Below are 18144 nucleotides of genomic sequence, written 5' to 3' on the forward strand. Positions count from 1 at the left end.
CGAAATGATCAAGCGACTCTGCAAATGTTTAAATTCCAAGAGCCATAATCTGCAACACTGATGCAATCAATTTTGATTCTCAATAATTAATCGTAGTTTGAACTTTATATCAGTGTCACCTGTTCCGTATTCTTGATTCCAACAAGTAGCATGATTTGATCTCCAGAGGAATCTGTGTACATCAAGCCATTTTCACTATTTGTCCAGTTTCCACCTTGAACCATTGAAAGATCAATTTTGTCTTCTCCAACGGTGTAGTCCTGAATCAACGCATATCCATCGCCTGAAACGCCTTGGAAGGTATCAAAGCCTTGATCTCCCCAAGCATCACCCTGGCTGACCGCCAGGACATCATCATCCTTGCCTCCCCTGTAGATGACACCAGCAGCCACCCCAGTGATTAGGTCATTGCCGCGGTTGCCGTTGATAAAAGTACCCTCAATAGCACCAAGGACTTCGATCGTGTCATTGTCATCGCCACCAGAAATATGACTTTTGCCTGCACTTACTTTAAAAGTGTCTTCACCAATTGAACCAAGGAAAAAATTGTCTGTGCCCCCTTTGACTTCAAAGAAGTCGCTGCCTTTGCCTCCGAGGAATTGACTGTCTTGCGAATCAAAGACGATAAAATGATCATCGCCATTATTGCCATTGGCAAAGTTGTTTTTGCCTCCTGTGACCTCGAGGTAGTCGTCGTCGTTTAAAAGCCCATAGTTAATGTCAGATTGATTAATCAGTGAATCAACGTTGTGAGTCCAATATCTGCGTCCGTTGATGAGTGAATTTTCAATGGTTTGTGCTGTGTTGCTATCCCTTTTATCGCTACTGCTGCTGCTGCTGCTGCTGCTGGAGCTATCGTTGCTGCTCTTATCACTAGCTGGAGTCGGAGTGAATAACGCTTTAACAGCCGAAGTGTCGTCAGAGTCGACACTTTCAACTGTTCCTGCTCCGTCGGTGTAGGAGGTGGTGACGCTGATGGCAGAACCGACGTCAGCTTGAACAAGGGTGTAGTTAGCAGAAGTTGCACCACTAATTGCAGTTCCTGCTCGTTTCCATTGGTTGGAAATCGTGCCGAGGCCATCAGCATCAGCGAGGGTGTTTGCTGCCGTTAATGTTTGCCCTTGTGTTGGCGTGCCGCTGATGGTGACCGAACCTGTTGGCAGATCATTGACATTGGCAACAGCCGAAGTGTCGTCAGATTTGACACTTTCAGCTGTTCCTTCTCCGTCGGTGTAGGAGGCGGTGACGCTGATGGCAGAACCGACGTCAGCTTGAACAAGGGTGTAGTTAGCAGAAGTTGCACCGGAAATCGCTTCTCCTGCTCGTTTCCATTGGTTGGAAATCGTGCCGAGTCCATCGGCATCAGCGAGGGTGTTTGCTGCCGTTAAGGTCTGCCCTTGTGTTGGCGTGCCGCTGATGGTGACGGAACCTGTTGGCAGATCATTGACATTGGCAACAGCTGAAGTGTCGTCAGATTTGACACTTTCAGCTGTTCCTGCTCCGTCGGTGTAGGAGGCGGTGACGCTGATGGCAGAACCGACGTCAGCTTGAACAAGGGTGTAGTTAGCGGAAGTTGCACCGGAAATCGCTTCTCCTGCTCGTTTCCATTGGTTGGAAATCGTGCCGAGTCCATCAGCATCAGCGAGGGTGTTTGCTGCCGTTAATGTTTGCCCTTGTGTTGGCGTGCCGCTGATGGTGACCGAACCTGTTGGCAGATCATTGACATTGGCAACAGCTGATGTGGCGTTTGACGTCTTACTTTCAGCTGTTCCTGCTCTGTCGGTGTAGGAGGCAGTGACGGTGATTGTTGAACCGACGTCAGCTTGAACAAGGGTGTATGTCGTTGATGATGGATCAGGGATATTGATTGCTGTTCCAGATCGCCTCCAGCCATAGGCAATCGTGCCGAGACCATCGGCATCAGCGAGGGTGTTTGCTGCAGTTAATGTTTGCCCCTGTGTTGGCGTGCCGCTGATGGTGACTGAACCTGTTGGCAGATCATTGACATTGGCAACAGCTGATGTGGCGTTTGACGTCTTACTTTCAGCTGTTCCTGCTCTGTCGGTGTAGGAGGCAGTGACGGTGATTGTTGAACCGACGTCAGCTTGAACAAGGGTGTATGTCGTTGATGATGGATCAGGGATATTGATTGCTGTTCCAGATCGCCTCCAGCCATAGGCAATCGTGCCGAGACCATCGGCATCAGCGAGGGTGTTTGCTGCAGTTAATGTTTGCCCCTGTGTTGGCGTGCCGCTGATGGTGACGGAACCTGTTGGCAGATCATTGACATTGGCAACAGCCGAAGTGTCGTCAGATTTGACACTTTCAGCTGTTCCTTCTCCGTCGGTGTAGGAGGCAGTGACGCTGATTGTTGAACCGACGTCAGCTTGAACAAGGGTGTATGTCGTTGATGATGGATCAGGGATATTGATTGCTGTTCCAGATCGCCTCCAGCCATAGGCAATCGTGCCGAGGCCATCAGCATCAGCGAGGGTGTTTGCTGCAGTTAAGGTCTGCCCTTGTGTTGGCGTGCCGCTGATGGTGACCGAACCTGTTGGCAGATCATTGACATTGGCAACAGCCGAAGTGTCGTCAGATTTGACACTTTCAGCTGTTCCTGCTCCGTCGGTGTAGGAGGCAGTGACGGTGATTGTTGAACCGACGTCAGCTTGAACAAGGGTGTATGTCGTTGATGATGGATCAGGGATATTGATTGCTGTTCCAGATCGCCTCCAGCCATAGGCAATCGTGCCGAGGCCATCAGCATCAGCGAGGGTGTTTGCTGCCGTTAATGTTTGCCCCTGTGTTGGCGTGCCGCTGATGGTGACTGAACCTGTTGGCAGGTCATTGACATTGGCAACAGCCGAAGTGTCGTCAGATTTGACACTTTCAGCTGTTCCTTCTCCGTCGGTGTAACTGGCGGTGACGCTGATTGTTGAACCGACGTCAGCTTGAACAAGGGTGTATGTCGTTGATGATGGATCAGGGATATTGATTGCTGTTCCAGATCGCCTCCAGCCATAGGCAATCGTGCCGAGGCCATCAGCATCAGCGAGGGTGTTTGATGCCGTTAATGTTTGCCCTTGTGTTGGCGTGCCGCTGATTGTGACCGATCCCGTCGGTGCATCATTGACATTGGCAACAGCTGATGTGGCAGTGGAGCTCACACTTTCAGCTGTTCCTCCACCATCTGTGTAACTGGCCGTGACACTGATCGCTGAACCCACATCAGCCTGCACAAGTGGATAGGACGATGATGTGGCACCAGTGATCGCCTCTTCTCCTCGTTTCCATTGATAAGAAAGTGTGCCGAGACCATCAGCATCAGCCAACGTATTGGCTGCCGTTAAGGTCTGGCCCTGTGTTGCTGTGCCACTTATTGCCACTGAACCTGTTGGCGCGTCATTGACATTCGAAACTTCGATATTTGCTGTATCACTTTCGCTAGAGAAAGATTGTGTTCCGCCTACATCAAAAATCGTCAAACCACTTAAATCGTCCGCCACGAAGGCGGTGTTGCCGTCAGCAGACAAAGTGACGGCATAAGCAATATTGTTGGAAAAACTATTTGTAATGTTTTTTGGATTAGAGTAATCAGTGATGTCAATGACTTGCAATCCTTTATTGCTGTCGGCCACAAAGACGGTGTTGCCATCGGGCGAGAGGGTGACGCCTCTGGCACTGCCTGAGGTGTTGTAAGTGCCAGTAATTGTTGGGCTGGCAGGGTTACTGACGTTGATGATGTCCAGACCGTCAATGCCATCCGCCACGAAGGCTGTGTTGCCATCGGCTGAGAGGGTTACGCCATAGGCAAAGCCTGAGGTGTCGAAGCTGCCGATGAGTGTTGGATTGGCGAGAGTACTGATGTCAATGATCTGCAGCCCACTTGTGTAATCAGCTACGAAGGCTGTGTTGCCATCGGCTGAAAGGCTGACGTCCCTGGCACTGGTAGGGGTGATGTAGGAGGCAGTCAGCGTTGGGTTGGTGGGGTTGCTGACATCAATGATGTCCAGACCGTCAGTGCCATCGGTCACGAAGGCTGTGTTGCCATCGGGCGAGAGGCTGACGCCCGAGGCATCGCCGGTGGTGTCAAAGTTCCCCTTAAACGTTGGGTTGGTGGGATCACTGATATCAATGATGTCCAGACCGTCAGAGCCATCGGCCACAAAGGCGGTGTTGCCATCGGCTGAGAGGGTGACGTCTTTGGCAAAGCCAGAAGTGTCAAAGTTCCCCTTAAACGTTGGGTTGGTGGGATCACTGATATCAATGATGTCCAGGCCGTCTGAGAAGTCCGCCACGAAGGCGGTGTTGCCATCGGCGGAGAGGGTAAAGCCAAAGGTCCTTCCTGAGGTGTCAAAGTTGCCCTTAATCGAAGGGCTTGTAGCTATCGCCGTAGCGCCGTTGGCCGCTGGATCGACAACATCAATGATCTGCAAACCGCTGGTGAAATCAGCAACGAAGGCGGTGTTGCCATCGGCGGAGAGGGTGACGCCATAGGCCAAGCCAGTGGTGTCGCGGGTGCCTGTGAGGGTCGGGCTGGCGGGGTTGCTGACATTAATGATCTGCAAACCGCTGCTTCCATCGGCGACGAAGGCGGTGTTGCCATCGGCTGAGAGGGTGACGCCAAGGGCGCCGGTGGTGTCGTAGGTGGCGGTACGGGTTGGGCTGGCGGGGTTGCTGACGTTGATGATCTGCAAACCGCTGGGGTCATCAGCCACGAAGGCGGTGTTGCCATCGGCTGATAGGGTGACGCCCCTGGCATCACCGGTGGTGTCGAGGGTGGTGATGGGTGAAGGGCTGGCGGGGTTGCTGACATCAATGATCTGCAAACCAGAACCTCCATCGGCGATGAAGGCGGTGTTGCCATCGGCTGAGAGGGTGACGCCATAGGCAAAGCCAGTGGTGTCGCGAGTGCCTGTGATGGTCGGGCTGGCGGGGTTGCTGACATCAATGATCTGCAAACCAGAACCTCCATCGGCGATGAAGGCGGTGTTGCCATCGGCTGAGAGGGTGACGCCAAAGGCAAAGCCGGTGGTGTCGCGGGTGCCTGTGATGGTCGGGCTGGCGGGGTTACTGACATCAATGATCTGCAAACCGCTGCTTCCATCAGCGACGAAGGCGGTGTTGCCATCGGCCGAGAGGGTGATGCCCAAGCCATCGCCGGTGGTGTCGCGGGTGCCTGTGATGGTCGGGCTGGCGGGGTTACTGACATCAATGATCTGCAAACCGCTGCTTCCATCAGCGACGAAGGCGGTGTTGCCATCGGCCGAGAGGGTGATGCCAAAGGCATCGCCGGTGGTGTCGCGGGTGCCTGTGAGGGTCGGGTTGGTTGAGATCGTCTCTGCACCGGTGCGATCCCAAGCCTTAAAGGTGATCAGATCGTTGATCGTTCCGGTGAAATTCGTTGTAGGAACAAAGGCCAAGCGTGTGTTGCTGTCGGCATAGAGCACTCGCGCTGAACTCTCAGACACGGAGCCGATATCACTCCATGACGTGCCGTTGTTGGTGGAGTAGTAGAGCGTTCCATCATTCAAATTGGTATTGATAATTGCAATCGCCGGTAAATCACCATCGCTATCGCTGAAGTTATTGAGACTCCCGCCTGAATCAATCAGGGCTGATACCAGGGTTCCAACTTGACCTGATGGTGTTCCAGTGTCTTCTGTGATTGTTGTCAGTTCTGGGCTTGCAGCTGTCGAAAGAGTCGGAGCAGCTGCTTCCACGGCAATGCGCTGGCCGTTGATGATCAGGATGTGATGGTCGTTCTGACTTCTCTCAGCATCAGCAATCTCAACGCCTCGGATCAGAGCCGAAAAGATCGCCCCTTCATCACCGGAGCTGTCATTGCTGCCATTGAGCCTGCGATCGATGGCATGGCCGAGTTCCTCCAGCAGCACCGCTTCCACTTCGGTAGCGCTTGCTGATTTCAGCCAATCGGCATTGAGATAGATCCGCTCATCATCATCAGGTGAGATGGCTGCATAAGCGCCCTGCAGCCCCGCCATTGTGTCTTTGTCGAGCAGCTCGACGCTGATGCCACCGAGCTCAACAGCCACAGAGCGATCAAAGACCTCCAGCAGCAGTTTTTGCCACGACTCTGGTCTTGATCGCCAACGCCGCAGACGTTCATCCACAGCATGCATCGCCTTAGTCAATACCTGGCTGGGCTCCACATTCACATCATTTCCGACGTTGGATCGATGTAGTGCTGTCAAAGGTTTACTGGTGTCTTCCCTGTTTCTAGAGGGCAATCACCATTGCTGCTGGGTGGTTGGCACATTAGTTTTCTATCAATAGAAGAAGCAACTGTGCTGATTGAGTCCCTTGTGTGAAATATTCCCAACAAGTTTGGTGATTGATTTCAGCTTCAGATCTTTTGCTGATTCCAGTTGCTTCTGGTCTGTTTCAAAGCGGCCGCTGCATGGGATGACCCCTGGGCAGAATCGTGGGTAGGAAATCGAGCTGAGTGGCTGCAGACAGCATCCAACCTGCTGAACAGCGCTGGCCTTGGTGGCCGCTGCTGCCAATTGGCTCCTAAATCTCGAATAGCTCCCAAATCTCGAAATCAATTTCAAGGGCTTGTCCCTGAGTTGTCTCTGATTTGTTGTGCAACTGGTCAGAGTTATGTGCAACTGAGAGTGATCGCATGACAGACCGACTCTCGACAGAGATAACCGTCGATGGCATCAAGGCAAACGTTCGAGAAGAAATGCAAAAAGCACTTCGAGAACGAGCGAAATGATCAAGCGACTCTGCAAATGTTTAAATTCCAAGAGCCATAATCTGCAACACTGATGCAATCAATTTTGATTCTCAATAATTAATCGTAGTTTGAACTTTATATCAGTGTCACCTGTTCCGTATTCTTGATTCCAACAAGTAGCATGATTTGATCTCCAGAGGAATCTGTGTACATCAAGCCATTTTCACTATTTGTCCAGTTTCCACCTTGAACCATTGAAAGATCAATTTTGTCTTCTCCAACGGTGTAGTCCTGAATCAACGCATATCCATCGCCTGAAACGCCTTGGAAGGTATCAAAGCCTTGATCTCCCCAAGCATCACCCTGGCTGACCGCCAGGACATCATCATCCTTGCCTCCCCTGTAGATGACACCAGCAGCCACCCCAGTGATTAGGTCATTGCCGCGGTTGCCGTTGATAAAAGTACCCTCAATAGCACCAAGGACTTCGATCGTGTCATTGTCATCGCCACCAGAAATATGACTTTTGCCTGCACTTACTTTAAAAGTGTCTTCACCAATTGAACCAAGGAAAAAATTGTCTGTGCCCCCTTTGACTTCAAAGAAGTCGCTGCCTTTGCCTCCGAGGAATTGACTGTCTTGCGAATCAAAGACGATAAAATGATCATCGCCATTATTGCCATTGGCAAAGTTGTTTTTGCCTCCTGTGACCTCGAGGTAGTCGTCGTCGTTTAAAAGCCCATAGTTAATGTCAGATTGATTAATCAGTGAATCAACGTTGTGAGTCCAATATCTGCGTCCGTTGATGAGTGAATTTTCAATGGTTTGTGCTGTGTTGCTATCCCTTTTATCGCTACTGCTGCTGCTGCTGCTGCTGCTGGAGCTATCGTTGCTGCTCTTATCACTAGCTGGAGTCGGAGTGAATAACGCTTTAACAGCCGAAGTGTCGTCAGAGTCGACACTTTCAACTGTTCCTGCTCCGTCGGTGTAGGAGGTGGTGACGCTGATGGCAGAACCGACGTCAGCTTGAACAAGGGTGTAGTTAGCAGAAGTTGCACCACTAATTGCAGTTCCTGCTCGTTTCCATTGGTTGGAAATCGTGCCGAGGCCATCAGCATCAGCGAGGGTGTTTGCTGCCGTTAATGTTTGCCCTTGTGTTGGCGTGCCGCTGATGGTGACCGAACCTGTTGGCAGATCATTGACATTGGCAACAGCCGAAGTGTCGTCAGATTTGACACTTTCAGCTGTTCCTTCTCCGTCGGTGTAGGAGGCGGTGACGCTGATGGCAGAACCGACGTCAGCTTGAACAAGGGTGTAGTTAGCAGAAGTTGCACCGGAAATCGCTTCTCCTGCTCGTTTCCATTGGTTGGAAATCGTGCCGAGTCCATCGGCATCAGCGAGGGTGTTTGCTGCCGTTAAGGTCTGCCCTTGTGTTGGCGTGCCGCTGATGGTGACGGAACCTGTTGGCAGATCATTGACATTGGCAACAGCTGAAGTGTCGTCAGATTTGACACTTTCAGCTGTTCCTGCTCCGTCGGTGTAGGAGGCGGTGACGCTGATGGCAGAACCGACGTCAGCTTGAACAAGGGTGTAGTTAGCGGAAGTTGCACCGGAAATCGCTTCTCCTGCTCGTTTCCATTGGTTGGAAATCGTGCCGAGTCCATCAGCATCAGCGAGGGTGTTTGCTGCCGTTAATGTTTGCCCTTGTGTTGGCGTGCCGCTGATGGTGACCGAACCTGTTGGCAGATCATTGACATTGGCAACAGCCGAAGTGTCGTCAGATTTGACACTTTCAGCTGTTCCTTCTCCGTCGGTGTAGGAGGCGGTGACGCTGATGGCAGAACCGACGTCAGCTTGAACAAGGGTGTAGTTAGCAGAAGTTGCACCGGAAATCGCTTCTCCTGCTCGTTTCCATTGGTTGGAAATCGTGCCGAGGCCATCGGCATCAGCGAGGGTGTTTGATGCCGTTAATGTTTGCCCTTGTGTTGGCGTGCCGCTGATGGTGACTGAACCTGTTGGCAGATCATTGACATTGGCAACAGCTGATGTGTCGTCAGAGTCGACACTTTCAGCTGTTCCTTCTCCGTCGGTGTAGGAGGCGGTGACGCTGATGGCAGAACCGACGTCAGCTTGAACAAGGGTGTATGTCGTTGATGATGGATCAGGGATATTGATTGCTGTTCCAGATCGCCTCCAGCCATAGGCAATCGTGCCGAGGCCATCAGCATCAGCGAGGGTGTTTGATGCCGTTAATGTTTGCCCTTGTGTTGGCGTGCCGCTGATGGTGACCGAACCTGTTGGCAGATCATTGACATTGGCAACAGCTGATGTGTCGTCAGAGTCGACACTTTCAGCTGTTCCTTCTCCGTCGGTGTAGGAGGCGGTGACGCTGATGGCAGAACCGACGTCAGCTTGAACAAGAGTGTAGTTAGCGGAAGTTGCACCCGAAATCGCTTCTCCTTCTCGTTTCCATTGATAAGAAATGGTGCCGAGACCATCGGCATCAGCGAGGGTGTTTGCTGCAGTTAAGGTCTGGCCTTGTGTTGGCGTGCCGCTGATGGTGACCGAACCTGTTGGCAGATCATTGACATTGGCAACAGCTGATGTGTCGTCAGATTTGACACTTTCAGCTGTTCCTTCTCCGTCGGTGTAACTGGCGGTGACGCTGATGGCAGAACCGACGTCAGCTTGAACAAGGGTGTATGTAGTTGATGATGGATCAGGGATATTGATTGCTGTTCCAGATCGCCTCCAGCCATAGGCAATCGTGCCGAGGCCATCAGCATCAGCGAGGGTGTTTGATGCCGTTAATGTTTGCCCTTGTGTTGCCGTGCCGCTGATTGTGACCGATCCCGTCGGTGCATCATTGATATTCGAAACTTCGATTTTTGCTGTATCACTATCGCTAGAGAAAGATTGTGTGTTGCTGACGTCAATGATTTGCAGTCCGCTTTCGTCATCAGCAACAAAGGCGGTGTTGCTATCGGCCGAGAGGGTGACGCCAAATGCTCTACCAGAGGTGTCGAGGGTGCTGATGAGTGTTGAGCTGGCTGGGTTGCTGACATCAATGATCTGCAGCCCGCTGTCCCTAGCAGCAACAAAGGCGGTGTTGCCATTGGCCGAGAGGCTGATGTCATAGGTCCAGCCTGTGTTGTTACTGCCTCTAAGTGTTGGGCTGGTGGGGTCGCTTACATCAATGATTTTGAGCCCGGATGTGCCATCAGCCACAAAGGCGGTGTTGCCATCGGCTGAAAGACTGACGCCTTCGGCTTGGCCTGAGGTGTCGAAGCTGCCGATGAGTGTTGGATTGGCGAGAGTACTGATGTCAATGATCTGCAGCCCACTTGTGTAATCAGCTACGAAGGCTGTGTTGCCATCGGCTGAAAGGCTGACGTCCCTGGCACTGGTAGGGGTGATGTAGGAGGCAGTCAGCGTTGGACTGGCGGGGTCACTGACGTTGAGGATCTGCAGCCCCCCTCCCCCTCCGCTGGCGACAAAGGCGGTATTGCCATCGGCGGAGAGAGTAACTCCAAAGGCCTGGCTCGGTGTTTCGTGGGTGGCTTTGAGAGATGGGCTGGCTGGGTTGCTGACGTCAATGATCTGCAGTCCGCTGGTGTCGTCGGCGATGAAGGCGGTCTTGCCATCGGCGGAAAGAGTGACGTCATTGGCAGAGCCCGAGGTGTTGAAGTTGCCCCTAAGTGTTGGGTTGGTGGGATCACTGATGTTGATGATGTCCAAGCCGTCACTGGCATCGGCGATGAAGGCGGTGCTGCCATCGGCAGAGATCACGACTCCTTGAGCGTTATCTGAGGTATCGAAGTTGCCTTTAAGCGATGGAGCAGTAGCGATTGCCGAGGAGCCATTGGCCGCTGGATCGACTACATCAATGATCTGCAACCTTGAACTATCAGCGACGTACGCGGTGTTGCCATCGGCGGAAATACTGACACCATACGCACTTCCCGATGTGTTGAAATTGCCCCTGAGGGTAGGGTTAGTGAGGTCGCTGATGTTGATAAAACTTAGGCCTTCATCGTCATCAGCAACGAATGCGGTGTTGCCATCTGCGGAAAGAGTGACGTGATAGGCATAATCAGAGGTGTTGAAAGTGCTCGTCAGTGATGGACTGGCGGGGTTGCTGATATTGATAATCTGTAATCCGCCGTTTCCATCGGCAATGATGGCGGTATTACCGTTTGCTGAAAGGCTGACAGCCCTGGCATAACCTGAGGTATTGAGTGTGGAGATAAGTGAGGGATTTGCAAGATTCGTGATATCAATGACCTGTAGCCCATCTTGTGCATCGGCAATGAAAGCTGTCTTGCCATCGGCGGAGAGGGTGACGTCATAGGCAAAGCCCGAGGTGTTGTAAGTGCCGGTCAGTGATGGGCTGGCGGGGTTGCTGACATTAATGATGTCCAGACCGTCTTCTCCATCTGCAACGAAAGCTTTCTTGCCATCGGCGGAGAGGGTGACGCCCAAGGCAAGGCCCGAGGTGTCGAAGTTGCCCGTCAGAGATGGGCTGGCGGGGTTGCTGACATCAATGATCTGCAAACCGCTGCTGTGATCAGCAACAAAGGCGGTGTTGTCATCGGCTGAGAGGGTGACGTCAACGGCAGAGCCCGAAGTGTTGTATGTGCCGACAAGGGCTGGACTAGCAGGGTTGCTGACATTGATGATCTTCAGGCTTCCAGCTTGATCGGCCACAAAGGCGGTGTTGCCATCAGCTGACAAGGTGACGCCAAAAAAACTTCCTGAGGTTGTGAGAGTGCCGGTGAGTGTTGGGGTGCTGCTGATTGATGTCGGACCAGTGCGATCCCAGGCTTTGAAGGTGATCAGATCACTGATCGTGCCTGTGAAATCTGTTGCTGGAACAAAGGCCAGCCGGGTGTTGCTGTCGGCGTACAGCACCCGTGCTGAAGTCTCCGAGACAGTACCGACATCACTCCATGACGTTCCGTTGTTGGTGGAGTAGTAGAGCGTTCCATCATTCAAATTGGTACTGATAATTGCAATCGCAGGTGAATCACCATCTCTATCGCTGAAGTTATTGAGACTCCCTTCTGAATCAATCAGGGCTGATACCAGTGTTCCAACTTGACCGGATGGTGTTCCTGGGTCTTCATTGATTGTTGTCAGTTCCGGGCTTGCAGCTGTCGAAAGAGTTGGAGCGTCATTAACGGCAGCAACGGTGATGGTGGAAGTCGCGGCCGAAGAATCGGTGTCGCCGTCGTTCACAACCCAAGAGATGGTGCGGTTTGCGGTATTGGGGTTTTCAGAGTTGTTGTTGTAGGTAACAGATTCGAGTGCCGCCTTGTAGTTCGCGAGGCTGTCGGAGCCGTTAAGTGTCAGGACACCTGTGGATTCATTCCAGGAACCTGTGATTGCGGAGGTATCGGAGAAAGCGAGGACATCTTCTGCGGATTGGAAACCGGAGGAGATAGTGACGGTGGCCGATTCGATGTTGGAGTCATCGATATCGGTGATGGTGAGGGAGGAGTCGATGACTTTGGCGCCATCCCCTTCCGTGAAGGCAAGAGTGGCTGAGGCACCAGAGATGTTCGGTGCACTATTGATCCCCAGAACTGCATTGTCGCCAAGGGATCCGGCTTCGCCTGGAGCCGCGAGGGTAAGGATGGCATTGTTGCCTGCAGCATCCTTGATGGTGCCGCCATTGAGTTCGAGTGCAGAGGAGGAGAGCTGATCGAGATCAGCGGAGGTGTCACCCTCTTGAACGGTGTATTGGAAGGTGAGGGTGGAGCTGCCGGAGCCGGAGGTATAGGTGGCGTAACGATCGGTGCTACCGGTTTCGAGTTGAAGTCTTGGTGTGCCGCCAGAGGTGTTGACGACAACGGGTTCTGAAAAGCCGACGGTGAGGGTAATGACATCGTTGATGCCATAGGTGCCATTGGCCGTTGTTGCGTTAACCGGGGCGACGGGTGTGGTGGCGGTGTTGCGGAAGAAAAAGGTGTTGCCCTCGGCCTCGCCGATGAAGAGATCAAGATCGCCATCGTCATCGATATCGGCAAAGGCTGGTAGGGCTGAATCGCCAACATCCGATATCCCGAAGGGTGTATCCCCTTCTTGTTTGGTGAAGGCGGGAACACTTGCTGTGCCGGTATTGCGGAAGAAGAGAGTGTTGCCGTCGTCATTGCCGATGAAGAGATCGAGATCGCCGTCGCCGTCGATATCGACCAAGTCTGGGCTAGCAAAGGAGCTAACTTTCGTAATGCCGAAGGGTGTATCCCCTTCTTGTTTGGTGAAGGCGGGAACACTTGCTGTGCCGGTATTGCGGAAGAAAAGAGTGTTGCCGTCGTCGTTTCCAAGGAAGAGATCGAGGTCACCGTCGGCGTCAATATCGGCTAAAGCTGGACAGACATTACTTCCAACATCAGTAATGTTGAAAGGGTTGTTTCCCCCTTCTTGGGTGTATGCAGGAGATATTGCTGTTCCGGTGTTGCGGAAGAAGCGGGTATACCCGTCGGCGAAGCCAATGAAGAGATCAAGATCTCCGTCGCCATCGACATCAGCCAACGCTGGGCTGGAGCTAACTACTGAAGTTGTTATTCCAAATGGCTCTTGCCCTCCTGCTTGAGTAAAGGCGGGAACACTTGCTGTACCTGTGTTATGGAAGAAAGTGATATCTCCGCTAGATCTGCCGATGAAGAGATCGAGATCTCCGTCTTTATCGATATCGGCAAGTGTTGGGTCGGGGTAACCACCCGACGACCCCTCTCCCTCTTCCGGATCAATATCCGGTATTCCAAATGGTTCGTCTCCACCTTCTTGGGCATAAGCGGGAGCCGTTGCAAAAGTGCCCAGGCTTCCGGTGGGCCTGGTGGTGTCGGTGGAGGCCTCAACAGCAACGTCAACTCCATCGATGTTGAGAATGCGTTGGTCGTTTTCTCCATCAACCGCGGGTTCAAGATTTTCACTGCGCAACAGGGCTGAAAAGATCGCCCCTTCATCACCGGCGCTGTCATTGCCGTCATTGAGCCTGCGATCGATGGCATGGCCAAGCTCTTCCAGCAGCACCGCTTCCACTTCGGCAACACTTGCTGAATTCAGCCAATCGGCATTGAGATAGATCCGCTCATCACCATCAGGAGCGCTGGGTGCATAAGCGCCATACAGCCCCGCCATCGTTTCTTTGTCGAGCAGCTCGACGCTGATGCCACGGAGCTCAACATCCTCAGAGCGACCAAAGACCTCCAGCAGCAGTTTTTGCCACGACTCTGGTCTTGATCGCCAACGCCGCAGACGTTGATCCACTGCGTGCATCGCTTTAATCAATGCCTGGCTGGGCTCCACATTCACATCATTTCCGACGTTAGATAGATGTAGTACTACCAAAGGTTCACTGGTGTCTTACCTGTTTCTAGAGGGCGATCACCATTGCTGCTGGGTGGTTGGCACATTAGTTTTCTATCAATAGAAGAAGCAACTGTGCTGATTGAGACCCTTGTGTGCAATGTGCCCATCAAGTTTTGTGATTGATTTCAGCTTAAGATCTTTTGCTGATTCCGGTTGCTTCTGGCCTGCCTCTAAGCAACCACTGAAAAGCCGATCACTAGGCAGAATCGTGGGTAGGAAATCGAGCTGAGTGGCTGCAGACAGCATCCAACCTGCTGAACAGCACTGGCCCTGGTGGCTGCTGCTGCCAATTGGCTCCCAAATCTTGAAATTAATTTCAAGGGCTTGGCCCTGAGTTGTCTCTGATTTGTTGTGCAACTGAGCGTGAATCTGGGCTAGTTCTGATTCTCAGCCTGAATGGCTATCAGTGTGGTCCTCGTCACCACTGTTGAGGTCTTGGGCAGATGCCATTGACTTCGTAATCTCACTGGCCGTTGTTTGTTGGCAGTCGTTACTGGTTCTGGTGTCGAGATGCCCCTGCCGCTGAAGGTGTTTGTTCAGTTCTTCGTGTTGGGGCTGACCTCCTTCGGTGGCCCGGTGGCGCACCTTGGTTACTTTTACGAGCGCTTTGTGCAGCGGGAGCGTTGGATCACCACTGAGGCCTACGCCGATCTCGTTGGGCTCTGTCAGCTTTTGCCCGGACCTTCGAGTTCCCAGGTGGGCATGGGTTTAGGTCTGATTCGGGCTGGATGGCTTGGCGGTCTGGCGGCTTGGGCCGGATTTACCTTGCCTTCCGCTGTGTTGATGGTGCTAGCGGCGTCGCTGCTCTCAGCCCATCCCAGTTGGATGAACGGGGGTTGGGTGCATGGCTTAATGGTGGCGGCTGTGGCCGTGGTGGCCCAGGCCGTTCTGGGCCTGCAGCGCAAACTGGCTCCCGATCGGCAGCGGACCAGCTTGATGGTGGCCGCTGCCGTGCTGGTGCTGTTGGTGCCTCGCGTCTGGGCTCAGCTGTTGGCCTTACTGCTCGGAGGGTTGGTGGGGTTGTATGCCTTGACGCCGCCTGCTCTGGAGCCATTGGCAACAAAACGTCTCGTGGTTCCGCTTCGGCGCTCGGTGGCGGTTGGATTGCTTGGTGTTGCTGTGCTGCTGTTGGTGGCCCTGCCCTGGCTGTCCGTTGATGCCAGGCCGCTGCTGGTGCAGCAACTCAGTGCATTCCTGCGCACGGGCGCTTTGGTGTTTGGTGGTGGCCATGTGGTGCTTCCCCTGTTGGAGCAAGCGCTGGTGCCGAGCGGGTGGATTGACCTGCAGCAGTTTCTAGCGGGGTACGGCGCCGCCCAGGCGGTGCCGGGGCCGATGTTCAGTTTCGCGGCCTTTCTTGGTTTTAATCTGCAGCCTGGGCTTCAGGGCACTACCGGTTCTGTAATGGCGCTCGTTGCCCTCTTTTTTCCCTCGTTCTTGTTGATTGGCGGGCTCTTGCCCTTCTGGAGTGACCTGGGCCGATTGGCTCCGATGCGTCGAGCCCTGCTGGGCATCAACGCTTCGGTGGTGGGCATCCTGCTTGCAGCGTTGTTTCAACCCGTCTGGCAAACAGGCATCCGCGGTGGCGCTGAGTTCAGCCTGGCCTTGGTGGCGTTTGTGCTGTTGGTGAGCTGGCGGCAACCGGCGTGGCGGGTGGTGCTGTTCTGCGCCGGAGTGGGTGGTTTGACCCTGGCCTGATCGATTCCTCTGCAGAATCACTGCATTGATGGGAAGCGTGGTGGTTGGAGCTGGTGTGAATCCTGCTGATCAGCGCTGGCCTTGGTGGCCACTGATGCCACTTAGGAGTGTTTGATTGCAATGGTTCTAGAGGGTTGATCCCTCAGTTGTCCTCAGTTTTTTGTGCAACTGGGCGTGATTGTGGGCAACTGCTCGACTCCCAAATCGGCATGACGAGGCTGGGTACTTTGAACCGGCGGGACTGGGATCCGTCGTTGTGACCCTTGTTTCAGTTTTGTGGAATCAAGAGTCAACGGCTTGAAGAATGGCCCCTGAGGGTCTTGAACCCTGGTTTCAGCTAAGCAGTCGAGAGCGGCGGAAGAAAAAGCTCATGGTTTGGCTGGTGAACAGGCATGAAGGGATGCTCATTCAGCTCAAGGCCGATGCAGCAACGCAACATGCTCAGTACATTCTCGTGAGCGACTATCCCTTTTCAGCACGGCTTGGGAAACCCATCAGGCAGAAGCGAATTCTTAGCACTTAGGCATCGAAATGTGAATCAATCTACAGAAAATCGGTTGGCAACGCTGCACGCGTCCATAAGACAAAGAATGCACTATCAGTACCAAGTTTTTCTGCAGCTCGATTAATATTCAAGCTACAAATTCCTTTCGTACCAGAGTTTTCAATCTTCATGCGTTCTCTCCCGATTGCTTTGTCCTTGGGTCTAGTTTTTGGCGGATTGGCTGAGCGGGGTCCGATCGCCAAGGCTCAATCCGCTGATGTCACAGACATCAAAGATGCACTCAGCCCCGGAGAATTCAGGGCCTATGGAAAGAGTTCTCCCAAGACACTGAGATCTCGCATTGGTGATCTCACCTTCACCAAGGGTGGTTTTGCCGGAGGGTATCCCAGTCTTGAGACCATCGATGCACTGAAGAACGAGCTCGATTTTCACAAGGCAACGCAGGCTTATATCTGGGCCGCTCCGATTGTCAGTTACGCCCGATGGCTTGAGTCCCATGAGGAGCTTTTCGCTGCCAAGGATGGCCAGATTGTGCGGCTTACCTCTCCCAAGGCGAAGCAAGGAATTCTGACTGCCAATGCCACGACTCCCTATGCAGTTGCCTTTGCCGATCTTTCGAGAACAGGTCCATTGGTTTTTGACATTCCCAAAGGAATGTCAGCAGGGGTGGTCAACGACATCTGGCAGCGTGGCATTCATGATTTCGGGATGTCGGGTCCTGATCAGGGCAATGGCGCGAAGCTGCTCATCCTTGCGCCTCAGATGGCTATTCCCGATGGTCTGGATACCCATGAGTACACCGTCATTCGCAATGGCTCGAATATTGCGTTTCTAGGGATCAGGGCCCTGATGCCCGATCCTGTTGAGGCCGATCAGTTGTTATCAAGCTTTCGCATCTTTCCTTACGCAAAACGAGCCAATCCCACCCTGCATCCGATCATTGACGTGGATGAAACCACCGAGTGGGGGCAATGGCAGCCCCATGGGATGGCCTACTGGCAAGCCTTGAAAAAAATCATGGATCGCGAAGTCTTTGAAGATCGCGATCGCTTCTTCCTGAGCATGCTCGCCTCGCTTGGTCTGGAGAAGGGCCAACCCTTTCAGCCAACGTCTGCTCAGGGTGAGGTCTTGAAGGAAGCTGCCGTGATCGGTGAGGCCATGCTCAAATCGATCACCTTTGATAAGCCTTTCTCGAACAATGATCCCTACAAGGGCACCCACTGGGATCAGCTGATGGTGGTCACGGTGGATGACCGAGATGGTGATATGGATCAGCTTTATCGCAGGGCTGCATTCACCTGGGAAGCTGTTTCAAGGGGCAAGGCCTATTACATCGAGCAGGCAGGCATAGGACAGCAATATCGGACGGCATACAAGGATGGCAATGGCAACTTTTTGGAAGGCGACAAGCACTACAAGCTGACGATGCCGCCCAACGCGCCTGCTGAGGTGTTCTGGTCGATTGTGGTTTATGACGTCAACACCCGCACGCTGATTCACAACGATGAAGGCAGGGCTGCACTGAGCTCCAGAACGGGTCTGATTGAGAACGACGATGGTTCAGTGACGTTGCATTTCAGCCCTGAATTGCCGGTCGGCGTTGAGAAAGCCAATTGGATTCAGACCAATCCCGATGAGAGCTGGTTCTCCTATCTGCGCTTCTACGGACCGACTCAGGCCTATTTCGATCAGACCTATCCCTTGCAGGACATCATGCCTGTGAACTAACGATTGCATGAGAAAGCTCCACAAAGGGGCTGCTAGCAAAAGTTTTAGTCGGGAGGTGAAATCAGTCCTTCATGCCACATCAATGTCGTCAGGCAATCCAATTCAACAATCAGGAGATTAGAGAATGACAACCAAGCAC

4 protein-coding genes are annotated in these 18144 nt (G+C 53.0%); 2 read left to right on the forward strand and 2 right to left on the reverse strand.

The window, feature by feature from the left end; genetic code table 11:
- Positions 1 to 104: 104 nt before the first annotated feature.
- Both SIB58_RS05240 and SIB58_RS05245 read right to left on the reverse strand, forming a co-directional pair.
- Positions 105 to 6215, reverse strand: a complete 6111-nt coding sequence (locus SIB58_RS05240; RefSeq protein WP_414494710.1) for a hypothetical protein — start codon at positions 6213 to 6215, stop codon at positions 105 to 107.
- A gap of 623 nt (positions 6216 to 6838) precedes the next feature.
- Positions 6839 to 13984: an FG-GAP-like repeat-containing protein gene (locus SIB58_RS05245; protein WP_414494711.1), complete on the reverse strand. Its 7146-nt coding sequence runs from the start codon at positions 13982 to 13984 to the stop codon at positions 6839 to 6841.
- Positions 13985 to 14587: 603 nt separating this feature from the next.
- Here SIB58_RS05245 and chrA point away from each other — a divergent pair.
- Positions 14588 to 15772, forward strand: a complete 1185-nt coding sequence (chrA, locus tag SIB58_RS05250) for a chromate efflux transporter (RefSeq protein WP_067325759.1) — start codon at positions 14588 to 14590, stop codon at positions 15770 to 15772.
- A 673-nt stretch (positions 15773 to 16445) separates the two neighbouring features.
- Positions 16446 to 18005, forward strand: a complete 1560-nt coding sequence (locus SIB58_RS05255) for a DUF1214 domain-containing protein (RefSeq protein WP_082823310.1) — start codon at positions 16446 to 16448, stop codon at positions 18003 to 18005.
- Positions 18006 to 18144 lie beyond the last annotated feature (139 nt).

The organism is Synechococcus sp. MIT S9504, assembly GCF_047497135.1.
In the GTDB taxonomy this organism is placed as follows: Bacteria; Cyanobacteriota; Cyanobacteriia; order PCC-6307; family Cyanobiaceae; genus Synechococcus_C.